Source organism: Paenibacillus sp. S29 (genome assembly GCF_049319765.1).
In the GTDB taxonomy this organism is placed as follows: Bacteria; Bacillota; Bacilli; order Paenibacillales; family Paenibacillaceae; genus Paenibacillus; species Paenibacillus polymyxa_B.
In genome coordinates this window covers 102,936-115,490 of sequence record NZ_JBMOUI010000009.1, presented here as the reverse complement: position 1 = coordinate 115,490, position 12,555 = coordinate 102,936, and the positions used below count along the sequence as shown (strand labels likewise).

Below are 12,555 nucleotides of genomic sequence, written 5' to 3'. Positions count from 1 at the left end.
TAGTTATTGGTTATGGGTACCAAACAATGGCTTATAAAATAATGAAAAAGAACACAGCCGCCAGCACGAAGCGGTAAATGGCGAACGTAGTCAGGCTCAAGCGTTTGAGCAGACCAAGGAATGTTTTGATCGCCAGCATCCCGACGATAAAGGCAGTAATAAAGCCGGCCGCGAACACTGGAAAATCACTCATAGACAGATGATCCATACTTTTGATCATATCAATACCCGATGCACCCAGCATGATCGGAACTGATACGAGGAATGTAAATTCCGCGGCTGCCGTATGACTTACACGTGCGAATAGGCCCCCAGACATGGTTGAGCCTGAACGGGAGAAGCCTGGCCACAGAGCTAGGACTTGGAACACACCGATGGTAAATGCTTGTTTGTACGTGATCTCATCCAGCGTATGTGATCTAATAGGCGGATGGAATTTCTCAGCCGCGATCATGAGCAGGCCCCCGATCACCAAACTATATAAAACCGTTTCAGGACCAAACAGGTATTGCTTGATTACATCACGGAACAGTACGCCAATCAGGCCCGCAGGGATCATGGCTAAAATAATATGTAACAGGTTTAGACGTGGCTGACTTGAGATTTTGCGTCTGAAATCAAACAGACTCAGGAATCTGCGCCAGTATAATACGACGACCGCCAGCACAGCACCTAATTGCACGATAACCTCAAACGTTTTGACCGTATCATTCTCTGTGTTTAATCCTAGAAGATTAGCCGTGAGGATCATGTGACCCGTCGAAGAGACCGGCAAAAACTCTGTCAGTCCTTCAATAATTCCCATAATAATAGAAGATAAAATATCCACTTTACTAGCTCCTCCTTACACGCGTGCAGGGCAAACGACCTAAGTCGTCTGCCCTGGGAATATGTCATTTCAGTAGGAGTGAACGCAAGTGTCACAAGTGCAAAGATAAACGCTCAGGTCACACGGTTCACTCCCGGGAAGAAGTGTCCGATTCTGCTTCCAATTCAGATGCGGGGGATGTGTGGTGTAAAATAATCTCCACCCGACGAATACGATTTTTACCCATTTCACGAATGATAAATTTCACATCATCTTCTATGAATTCCTTGCCCTGTCTAGGTTCCGGAACCCGGCTATACACCCACCCTCCGACAGTATCCACGTCTTCATTGTCCAATGTCAAGCCAGTCAGATCACTCAGATCGGAAAGCATCACTTTACCATCCATCAAATAACTGTTCTCCGTCAGTTTCTCGATTTCCTTCCGTTCATCCTTATCAAATTCGTCCCGAATTTCGCCAACAATCTCCTCCAAAATGTCCTCAATGGTAATGAGGCCGGAGGTTCCACCGTATTCATCGACCAGGAGAGCAATATGAACCTGCTCCTTCTGCATACGTTTCAGCAGCGTGTTGACGGGGATAACTTCCGGAACGGTCAAGATCGGTTGAATCAGGCTGTCGAAAACAAGCTCGGGATTGCGATCATACTCAAGGAATAGCTGTTTGGTATTAATCATACCAATGATCTGATCCTTGCTATCTGTCGCCACCGGAAAACGGGTATACTGCTCTTCGTGAATAGTCAGCATGTTTTCTTGTAGCGAGCGATTCGTAAACAAGCATACCATATCTGTACGTGGCACCATAATTTCTTTGGCAACGGTCTCGTCAAAAGCAAAGATACGATTTACGTAGCCATATTCGGTGTTATTGATCTTACCACTTTCCACGCTTTCGGACAAAATGATCTGAATTTCTTCCTGAGAGTGCGCTTCTTCATGCTCACTAGCCGGCTGAAGACCAAACAGACGAACCAGACGATTGGCCGAGCCGTTAAGGAGCCAAATAAACGGATACATAATCCGGTTAAACCACACGATAACTGGAGAGGTTAACAGACTGACAGCTTCCGCCTTGCGGATTGCCAATGTTTTGGGAGCCAATTCACCGATCACCACGTGCAGGTAAGTTACAATGACGAATGAAATAATAAAGGCCAGGATATGTGAAAAATCCCCATTGATGTTGAGCTGTTGAAAGAGAGGCTCCAGCAGTTTGACTACGGTCGGTTCACCGAGCCAGCCGAGTCCCAACGCTGTAATCGTAATACCAAGCTGACAGGCGGACAGGTAGCCGTCTAGATTATTGACGACTTTTTGTAGCGCCAGTGCGTTTTTACGGTTCTCCACGACCAGCTGATCGACCCGGCTGGAACGGATTTTAATAATCGCAAACTCGGTAGCCACGAAGAAAGCACTAAATAAAATCAACACCGCAAACAAAAATAGACTGACACCTATACCCATATAATTTTCACTCATCCCTTTTTCGTTCAATTTTTTAAGGAACTCCATTTTAAGTTCACTTGAACTTATTTTAAGAACTTAAAAGAAAATATACAAGGTTCATATGGAATCGTAGCAGGTCACCTACCTCCAATTTACACGGAAAATAAGGCATAATAGAACCCGCACGGCTCATTGCTTCGCTTTACAAGCCTAGTTTGAGGGCGTATGATGAGTTCATATGAACTTGAAATGCAAGAAAGGGAGGAAAGCAGATGGAGTCTTTTACCCTTACTCGTCGTGATATGGCCCATTTGCTGCTGGCCATGGAAGGTCGCCGCGAATTGCAGCCTTTGGCCGTTCTGCAGGACGCCTGGAGGCGCACTCATAGCCATCTTGCCCGCTCCGGGAGCACGATACCGACATTTTTATACACCGACGTGACACCTGTGCTAGATAAAATCATCAAGGGTAAGCATAGCGCAGCCTTTTCGCTGCAGGAGATTGTTTCCCTGGGTCAACTGGTCGAATACAGCCATGTCTCACTGGCCTCTATGCAAAATTGGGTCAAACGCGACTTCAAGGAATTTCTCGGCGCTCCGAAGATCGGCAAAAAATACTCGGTCAACCAGGCAGCTATATTGCTCATTGTAGAAGATTTAAAATCATGTCTTGATTTTGAATCCATCCGTCAGCTATTTCATATCCTGTTCCAACAACCCGAAGATGATACGGACGATCTGATTCAGCCGGTCGATTTGTACGCCGCCTATTCAACTTTGTTTGAGGAGCTGGATGCGAACGGAGACCAACTGCTTGATGTGGCAGTAGCAGGCTTTGCAAAAGACAACGGAATTTCCGTTAAAGGACAGCAGCGTCAAGAAAGTGCGACAGAGGAGTTGCTGGTTCAGGCGGCTGATCAATACACCAGTCGTTTACAGCATTTGACCCCTAACCAGTGTGAAGCGGTGCGTAATACTTTGCTGGTGGCAGCAGTAGCGGTACAAAATAGTTATTTTTTGTCCATGGCACGTCGGTATGTGAATGCGACGTTGTTTCTGGACTTCCAAGGGTAAATCAGGATTGGCACTAGAAGCCAATCCTATTTTTTTTCTCTTTTTAGAGGATTGTCTACCCTTTTGGAGACTGAAAAAGTATACAAAAGAGGTATATACACTAAAACGCTGTCAAAGATACAATAAACATATATAATCCAGCAATTGGAAAAACTTTGAATATCTCTTCCAAAGCATCTGGATACACACACAGGAGGTAATGGCATGTCCGATGTCTCCATCATCATTTGTACCCGCAACCGGATCGAAGACCTGACACGCTGTATACAATCTATTGCAGTACAGCAGCAATTGGAGCATACGGCTGTAGAACTGCTAATTGTTGATGACGGCGATATTTCCGACCAACAGATCGAGCAGTACCGTCACATGGTATCCGGATTGCCTCAAAGCGTTTTGAAATATTATAAAAAAAGTCGTCCCGGCGTTTGGTTATCCCGCTATGAGGCCTTGTCCCTTGTGCGGTATGATATTGTGCTGTATTTTGACGATGATGCAGAACTGGACGATAAACTCTATATCCGGCGCTTGCTCGATACCTATGATCAGGATGAAACGATTGTGGGTGTTGGAGGGATTGCAAAGGGATTACATTCGAGCCGGGCAGGAAAGCTGCTGGGCGTTTTGACATTTCAGATGTCTCCATCCCTCGGCAAGCTCTCGCCTAGTAGTCTGGCAGGTTCTTTGCTGCGTTGGGGCGAAGCAACGGAGGTTTTCGATACAGAATTTTTCCATGGCTGCAATATGTCATTTCGGAGAGATGCGCTTCGGGACATGAAGCCGTATCCGTGGATGACCAGTTATGCCGTGGCTGACGATTTGTACATGTGCCAGTTAGCGAGCCGTTACGGCAAATTGGTTATCAATCCTGACTTAACCATCATTCATCATGAATCCCCAAGCTCGCGCGATAAGGCAGGCAAAGTAGCCAAGGCTACAGCGATTAACCACTATTATTTTCTTGCCTTGAAAAAGGCTGGAGTGATTCAGTATGGAGCCCTTTTATGGACCTTATCCTACTTGATGCTCAAAGAAACGCTGCGTCGCAATTTTAATGCCGCAGATGGATACAAGCAGGGGGTGTTGTTCATTCTGAACCCGCGTAAGCAAAAATATAACGAATATTTAGGCCCGGCGGTTCAGTAATCCGTTTTATACACATTGACAGGATAAAGGGGGAGTATGATGTTAAGCTTGTCCATTGCTCTGTGCACCCGAAATCGGGTTGATGATCTGACCCGATGCATCAATTCAATTGCCATCGGGGGAGCACCGGAGGCATGTGAAACCGAGCTATGGATTATTGACGACGGAGAACTGCCGAAACATGTGCTGGAACGTTATGAGCGTCAGTTGGGCAGAGCGGGAATTACCTACCGATATCATCGTAAGGAGCAGCCGGGATTATGGTTATCTCGTGTAAAGACAGCTGAACTTGCGCAGGGTGACATCATTTTGTTCCTTGACGATGACGTTGAGCTGCCGAGCAGCTATTTGAATGAGTTGATGCGTACCTATGAGGCTTACCCGCAGGCCGCTGGTGTCGGCGGTATCGCACAGGGAATGAGTAACAGCTTCATGGGAACAATTCGATGCTTGCTGTCATTCCAGCAGTCTTTGTCCAAAGGAAGGCTATCCCTCAGCGGTCAGTCCGGCTCGATGTATAACTGGCATAAGGCCAAGAAGACGTTTAGAACCCAGTTTTTCCATGGCTGTAATATGTCATTTCGTCGTGAAGCGATTCGCGGTCTGGAGCCGGTACCTTGGTTGCAAAGCTATAGCGTAGGCGAGGACTTATTACTTTCGCGCATCGCGATGAAAAGCGGTCCGTTATACATTAACCCGGCGCTTACGCTGCTTCATCACGAATCGCCGTCCTCACGCGACAATATGGAGCAGGTTACTTATATGCGGGTGATGAATCATATTCATTTGCTGCGTGACGAGGGGTCTGGGCCTATCGGTTATGCAGCACTATACTGGACGACGTTGTATCAGATTTTGAGAGAAAAGCCCAAGAAAAATCATACTGCCATTCAAGGCTATAGAAGAGCGCTGAAAGCGATCTTTTCAAGCCCGAAGGAGCCTGTTGGCGGGGGACAGTTGCCTGAACGTAATTCCAAAAAAACGGTAGGCTGATGGAGGTGCGTCATAAGACGCGATTGAGCATAGAGACGAGAGGCTTAATAAGGAACAGGAGTTGGACGTAACATGAGCACATGGACAGCAGCAAGGAAAGTATTCACGGGTGACAGTCTCGCTAAAACGATCATGCGCACGAGCTTTAACAATTTTTTTGTGCTAATCGTCACGACCCTGACTTCCATCCTGACCGCACGTATGCTCGGAGTAGAGGGGAAAGGAGAACTGGCGGCAGTTCTGTTCTGGCCTACACTGATCGGCAGTGTGTTGAGCTTCGGATTACCAACGTCGTTAATTTACAACATCAAGAAGAAAACAGGCACGACGGAAGAACTGCTGGCGTTGTCGCTCTGGATTCAGTTGCCTGCCAGCTTGTTGGCAGGGGCTGTGGCCTGGATATGCATGCCGCTGTGGCTGAATGGTTATGGTGCGGACATCATCCAACTGTCCCAGCTTTATTGTGCGGCAGCCATACCACTGGCAGTGCTTACAGCGCTGACGACAGCATTGTCGCAAGGACTGGATCGGTTTAGCGTATATAATGGTCTGTTGTTTTACTACCCGTTACTGAATTTCATCGGTCTGGTGACACTGTGGCTGATGGGCTTGCTCAATGTGCAGCTGGCTGGGGCAGTGAATTTTGCCGCGAGTTTCCTTGCACTAGTGTGGGCGTTCCTCCGTTTGCGCAAGTATATGAATGTGCGTGCTTTCCGTCCATTTACCAGCCGCCAAGTGCTTCGTCCTTATTATAGCTATGGAGCGAGGGTTTACGGGATGGAGCTGATGGGGACGCTGTCTACACAAACGGACAAAATCGTTATAGTGGCGCTGCTATCACCCAAAGCGTTCGGCCTGTACTCTGTCGTCTACGCCTTGTCTCGTGTGTTCAATGTGGTGCAAAATGCCGTCACTAACGTTACCTTTCCAAAAGTGACGGGGATGGAGCATAGCAAGATTGTCGAAACGGTAGGACGTGCTTTTCGCATCTCTATGGCTGCGATGCTAATCGTCATTGTGCCTGCTCTCTTCATTGGACGATACATGCTGGGTTTGCTGTACGGCCCCGCTTTCCTGGAAGCATCGCTAACGTTCTATCTGCTGTCACTGGAATGTATCATTGGTGGCGGCTCATGGATTCTGGCTTCGGCCTTTAACGCGCTGGGACGTCCGGGACTGGTATTGTTCCGGCAAATTGTAGCCTATGCGATCACCGTCGGTCTATTTTTTATTTGTACACCGATCTTCGGTCTGGACGGCATTGCGATTGCTTTGCTTGTAGGCGCTTGTGTACGATTGGCGTTCTCACTGTTCTCATTCCCGATGTTTTTCAATGTTCCGCTATCACGGATCATTTTTGATAAAAGTGATATTACATTTGTCATTCAGACTATACAAAAGAAGCGCAGGAAGGGAGAACTGAAAGATGCCGAATTTGCATCCCATGGCTAAACTGAAAAATAAGCTGAGCGTCATTCTCGACGTAGTCCCCCAAGGTTCGAATATCATTTATGTCGATTATCCCGTCTATAATAACGGTGGGGATGTACTCATCATGAAAGGCACTGAAGCGTTCTTCAAGGATAATGGCATACGTGTCCGTGCCCGTTATAGCGCTATGGATATTCCCGATCGGCTCCAAATTCCGGGTGACTGGATTATCGTGTGCCACGGCGGCGGCAACTTCGGCGATCTCTATTCAAATCACCAAAATTTGCGAGAACGCATCGTTCGCGATTTCCCTAACCACCGAATTGTGATTATGCCGCAGACGATCCACTTTCAATCTGAACAGAAGGCTAATGAAGTCGCTGCCTTGTTCAATGCTCATCCGGATCTACATATGTTTGTGCGGGATACTCGCTCTTATCAGTGGGCTAAGGACAAGCTGAACCAGTGCAGTATCACACTATGTCCTGATATGGCACACCAGCTCTGGCCATTGAAGCCGACTACGGAAACCGTGAAGGATGTATTGTATTTCCTGCGGACTGATATTGAAACGGTGGGTGGACAAAAGAAGTTCGATGACGAGGCAGATGCCGCTCACCGGCTGGACTGGGATACTTTGTTCACTCCGCTGGAAGTGAAGGGAATTGTCTATTTCCAGAAGTTTTATCGACTGGATAAGAAAATTGGTGGCCCGTTGCCTACGCGAACATTCTGGTACAAGTACACAGACCATCTCATGAACAAGGCGGTTACGCTGTTCAGCTCTTACCGAGAGGTTCGCACTTCACGGCTGCACGGTCACATTCTGGCCTGTCTGCTTGATATGCCGCATGTTGTCATTGACAACTCCTACGGCAAGAACTCGCAATATTATAATACCTGGACACAGCCGAATCCAAAGGCGCAGCTGTTTAGTGAAGCTCCAAGTGCGTTGGAGCAGCCATCTTAATAGTAAGAAAAGATACGTAGATTAATTTCAAAGGTATGATAACGGCAAAAAATCTCCTGACCACTTCATTGGTTAAGGGGGTTTTTCGTTTAAGGATATATAGAGCATCAGTATAATTGTTAATTAGATAAACCATTAAGGCAATGAATATTTAATGGCTTAAATACCGCTTCATTTTGACAATTCATTTCATGAATAGATATAATTTATGGGATAAAACTTGTAGGAATATTGGGAACTCCCTAACTTTTGCAGAATAACATGAAAGTATATTTATTTAAATGAATCGAGGCTGACGAATGAGTAATCAATCGATGGACATGCTTCTCACGAAGGATATCGTGCGTGAAGGGGAACCGATTTTGCGCACAAAGGTTGAGCCGGTATGCCTGCCGCTGTCTGAAGAGGACCTGCAACAGATGCAATGGATGCTGGATTATCTGAAAAATAGCCAAAATGAAGAGCTGGCCACTCGCTATGATCTACGCCCGGGTGTGGGGCTATCCGCCAACCAGGTTGGTTTGAACAAAAGAATGTGCGCTATTTATTATGAAGATGGGGACAAAACGGTAGAGTATGCATTGTTTAATCCGAAGCTGGTCAGTCACTCCACGTCCATGATTTATTTGGAACAGGGAGAGGGGTGCTTGTCTGTAGATCGGTACGTAGCCGGATATGTACCGCGTTACGAAAAAATTCGTATTAAGGCCACTTTACCAGACGGAACACAGGAGCTATTGACTTTCAAAGGTTATGCAGCGGTTGTCGTGCAGCATGAAATGGACCATTTGGACGGCATTATGTTCTATGACCGTATCAACCCGGAAGATCCGCACAAGCTGCCGCAGGGAGTGCATATCGAACCTTTTGTACGTAAATAGTTTAGGAATTGTAAAGTGTGGTGACTCCGTTCGCCACATTTTTAAATTTTACAAAAATATAGATATAGAGGTTACGAAGCTTTAAACTAGAAACGTGTAGATTGTGATAGAGAATGTGAAAATACATAAAAATGTAAGCGCTTATCTTATGGGAGGGATGGCATGAATCGTGGAGTACGGCTTTTGATGAATAATATGCGTATGCGGAATAAGCTGCTGTTCTCCTACGTACTGATTGTCATGATCCCGGTGCTGGTGGTGGGCGGTTGCGTTACTTTTTATTTGCGAGAGCAGGCATTGAATAGTGCAATTGCCCAGACGGTAAACAATGTGGAAAAGATCAAGAGCCAGACGGCAAATTTACTGCGTGTGCCAACGGATATTTCAAATGGGCTCATGTTCGATAAAAGGCTGAGGGAGATGGCGAACCGACGGTATCCGGGTATGGTAGAGCTGATGAATGCGTATCATCAATACAAGGATTTTAATGAGTATACTCAGCAATATAGAGAAGTTGCTACCATCCGGTTCTATTCGTACAATCCGACGCTTGTCAATAATCTGGAGTTTATTCCAGTGGACTCTAACATTGAGCGGCAGCCGTGGTTTCAGATGGCTTTGAAGGGGACGGCGATTAACTGGTTTTACATTCAGGATAAGGAAGATAATCCGGTTAATCGCCTGAGCCTGGTACGGCAAATTCCATTTCCTGAATACAATACCAAGGGAGTTCTGATGATATCGCTGAGCCAGACCGAGTTGAATCATATGCTGAGCAAGGAGCCTTTTGAAACATTGATTACGGATCGTAACGGGATTGTGGTCGCAGCTACTCGTCCACAGTCGGTGGGCCAAACGTTGAGCGATTTACATTTGGGCTTTGACGTCCAACGTGCGGGTAAGGGAATATATGAAGCGAAAATCAACGGAGTGCCCTCCAACATCATCGTGGATGAGCTGCTGCCCGCCTCCAGTGTGAGCGGATTTACGATTATTTCAGTGTTTTCGACGGAGCATATTGTACAGGGAGCCAACCGAATCAGCCTGATTGGTGCTTTATGTGTTCTTGCAGTGCTGGTTATGGCACTGATTCTAATCACCATCATTTCTTGGCTGATTACCAAACGACTACAGCGGTTGAGCTATGAGCTGGGTAAGGTAGCCGCGGGCGATTTTCATGTGGTATCGAGTGTGGAGGGAAAGGACGAGATCGGGGATTTATCCCGCCGTTTCAACTATATGGTGAGTAGTATTCGCCAACTCATGGCGCAGGTCTATGAGACGAGTGAGCACAACAACAGGCTGGAATTGGCACAAAAGGATATCAAGCTAAAAATGATGGCCAGCCAGATTAATCCGCACTTTCTGTTTAATGCGTTAGAGTCCATTCGAATGAAAGCACATCTGAATGGGGAAGCGGAAATTGCAACGACGGTGCGTTTGCTTGGCAGGCTGATGCGCCGGAATCTGGAGATTGGCAGTGGTAAAACGACGGTACTACAGGAGCTGGATATGGTGCGATCCTATTTGCAAATTCAGCAGTTCAGATTTGGAAATCGTTTGATCTATGAAGTGAATTTGGAAGAAAGCGCGACGGACATGTCGATTCCTCCCTTAATCATACAACCGCTGGTGGAAAATGCAGTCATTCATGGCCTGGAAAATAAGGAAGAGCCAGTTACCGTGAAGGTAGATATTACAATAGAACAAAGAGAGTTGAAAATTAAAGTAGAAGATGACGGGATCGGCATGGAAGCTGGGCAACTGACCCGTCTGCTAGATCGGATCAGGGGGGCGGATGAGCCGGAAGGGAGCAGTATTGGCCTGCGTAATGTACATCAACGTCTGACATTGATGTACGGCGAACGTTATGGACTGCATATTGAAAGCGCATTACAAGTAGGAACAACCGTATACTTTTCCATACCAAGGGAGGAAGAGTCAAATGTATAAAGCAATGATTGTAGATGATGAGCCTGCGATTCGTGAAGGATTGTCCTCTATTATTGACTGGGGGAATTGTGGCTTCCGTATTGTCGATACGGCAGGGAACGGACGCGAGGCTCTGGATAAGTTCGGAGAGCATCGGCCGGAGCTGGTCATTGTAGATATTCGTATGCCCGGGATGAGTGGACTGGAGGTCATACGAAGCATACGTGAAAAGAACGGAGAGCCGTTTCATTTTCTCATATTAAGCGGATATGCAGACTTTGATTATGCACGGCAAGCCATGGGCTTCGGGGTAGATGGCTATCTACTGAAGCCAGTTGATGAGGAAGAAATGACGACAGAGTTGAAACGGGTATGGCAAAACATTGAGGACGAGAAAGAAGACGGCAAATGGGGAAGTACGCCTTCCCATGAGCGTAATTGGATCGAAGCATTATTGTTTCCGGTTCATCGAGAGCATGCTCGTAATGCCGTAGAAAGCAGCGATTCTCTGCACAAAGCATCCGAGCAAGCTGAACATCAAAGCGGTACCGGAAAACATGGACAACAGCCCGCGTTACCAGCGTTGGACTGGAGTAGCTATCAGGTTATTCTGCTGGATTTACGTATTTCTGACTGGGATCGGCAAGCTCGGCAGTCGGCAGCAAAGCAACGGCTAACGGAATTGTGCCATGAGCAGGGCAGAGGTATCGTGTTTGAGGCTGGAATATATATGGGTCTTTTGCTTCCCGCCACGTTAAAAACGGAGAAAGATGCTGTTCAGTTACTGGCTACTTGGCGACAGGAGCTAAAGCCGTGGGCAACGGAAATTTATGTGGCTGCCGGTGATCCTGTATCCATTCTTAACGAAATTCCCAGATCTTTTGAGCAGGCACTACGATTGTTAGAACGTACGTTTTTGTTCCGGGCAGAAAGAGTCATGCTTTCCGGAGACCTGCACGAATTGGAGACAGTTGAGACTGAAATGAGTGGAGCGTCTGATCGTGCTACAAATGATCCCCTACGTTATGCAGAAAAGCTGTACTATGCGCTAGATATGGCTAATAGTGAAGCTGCAACCCGTGTCATTAAGGAAATGGAAGACCAATTTCCACGGATTTATCGCTCAGAATCTGCAATCAAGGCGGCGTTCGCCCAAACATTCACACTGGCGTTGAACAAGTATGCAGCCGGACAGGATCACAGCAGAACCGTGCTGGAGGAGCACTCCAGCTTTATAACCGATGTATATGCTTATTCCACATTGGGCGAGCTGGTGGATCACTCGCTGGAGCATGTGTTGCAATGGATTGGCCAGACAGAATCTGGTGGCAAGGGCATCATCATGAAACAAATGATTGACTTTATACATAGTCATTATGATGAAAATTTGCGACTGGAGTTACTGGCAGATATGTTCAATTACAATAGTGGCTATTTGGGCAAACTGTTCAAAAGTCATACTGGCGAGGCCTTTAATGCCTACCTGGATAAGGTGAGGATTGAGCGAGCAAGGGAATTGCTTGCACAAGGAATTAAGGTACACCAGGTGGCGGAACGCGTGGGATATGCGAATGCAGATTATTTTCATAGTAAATTTAAAAAGTATGCTGGAATGTCACCTTCCTCCTACCGTAATCGGGTTCAAAAGAACGGAGGAACAGATGGCGGTTGATAGATTCCTAGGTTTAACGCTATGAAGTCTCTCTTGCAGATGTCGGAGGTATAACCTTCGAACGAAGAGAGACTCTTTTTTTATGGTGAAAAAATGGATAGATCAATCGAAAATGTCACATTTGTTATGGAGTTTAGGGCGTTTTCATCAAATCGCCACCATTATGACACAGCTTTGA

10 protein-coding genes are annotated in these 12,555 nt (G+C 46.6%); 8 read left to right on the top strand and 2 right to left on the bottom strand.

Annotated elements, in window-relative coordinates; all coding sequences use genetic code 11:
• Window positions 1-31 precede the first annotated feature (31 nt).
• Both bacA and ACL9RM_RS16670 read right to left on the bottom strand, forming a co-directional pair.
• Window positions 32-829 (bottom strand): undecaprenyl-diphosphate phosphatase, encoded by a 798-nt coding sequence (bacA, locus tag ACL9RM_RS16675; RefSeq protein WP_081112421.1) that lies wholly within the window; start codon window positions 827-829, stop codon window positions 32-34.
• A 127-nt stretch (window positions 830-956) separates the two neighbouring features.
• Complete coding sequence (locus tag ACL9RM_RS16670; protein ID WP_196765432.1) at window positions 957-2,345, bottom strand: hemolysin family protein; 1,389 nt, start codon at window positions 2,343-2,345, stop codon at window positions 957-959.
• 206 nt (window positions 2,346-2,551) lie between these two features.
• On the opposite strand from ACL9RM_RS16670, the gene ACL9RM_RS16665 reads away from it, so the two are divergent.
• The 8 genes from ACL9RM_RS16665 (at window position 2,552) to ACL9RM_RS16630 (ending at window position 12,377) form a co-directional block, all read left to right on the top strand.
• Window positions 2,552-3,352, top strand: coding sequence for a DUF1836 domain-containing protein (locus tag ACL9RM_RS16665; protein WP_250266703.1), 801 nt, complete (start codon window positions 2,552-2,554; stop codon window positions 3,350-3,352).
• 204 nt (window positions 3,353-3,556) lie between these two features.
• Window positions 3,557-4,498: a glycosyltransferase family 2 protein gene (locus ACL9RM_RS16660; protein ID WP_235309915.1), complete on the top strand. Its 942-nt coding sequence runs from the start codon at window positions 3,557-3,559 to the stop codon at window positions 4,496-4,498.
• Window positions 4,499-4,537: 39 nt separating this feature from the next.
• Window positions 4,538-5,491, top strand: a complete 954-nt coding sequence (locus ACL9RM_RS16655) for a glycosyltransferase family 2 protein (protein ID WP_254329508.1) — start codon at window positions 4,538-4,540, stop codon at window positions 5,489-5,491.
• A gap of 72 nt (window positions 5,492-5,563) precedes the next feature.
• On the top strand, window positions 5,564-6,943 hold the full coding sequence (locus tag ACL9RM_RS16650) for a lipopolysaccharide biosynthesis protein (protein ID WP_023990346.1): 1,380 nt from the start codon (window positions 5,564-5,566) through the stop codon (window positions 6,941-6,943).
• Window positions 6,918-7,892, top strand: a complete 975-nt coding sequence (locus ACL9RM_RS16645; RefSeq protein ID WP_023990345.1) for a polysaccharide pyruvyl transferase family protein — start codon at window positions 6,918-6,920, stop codon at window positions 7,890-7,892. Before ACL9RM_RS16650 ends, ACL9RM_RS16645 begins: the two co-directional genes overlap by 26 nt.
• A 299-nt stretch (window positions 7,893-8,191) precedes the next feature.
• A complete protein-coding gene (gene def / locus ACL9RM_RS16640; RefSeq protein WP_165179319.1) occupies window positions 8,192-8,773 on the top strand; it encodes a peptide deformylase in 582 nt (193 codons plus the stop codon).
• A 162-nt stretch (window positions 8,774-8,935) separates the two neighbouring features.
• A complete protein-coding gene (locus ACL9RM_RS16635; protein WP_165179320.1) occupies window positions 8,936-10,726 on the top strand; it encodes a cache domain-containing sensor histidine kinase in 1,791 nt (596 codons plus the stop codon).
• Window positions 10,719-12,377, top strand: a complete 1,659-nt coding sequence (locus ACL9RM_RS16630; protein WP_250266701.1) for a response regulator transcription factor — start codon at window positions 10,719-10,721, stop codon at window positions 12,375-12,377. The genes ACL9RM_RS16635 and ACL9RM_RS16630 overlap by 8 nt, the downstream gene beginning before the upstream one ends.
• Window positions 12,378-12,555 lie beyond the last annotated feature (178 nt).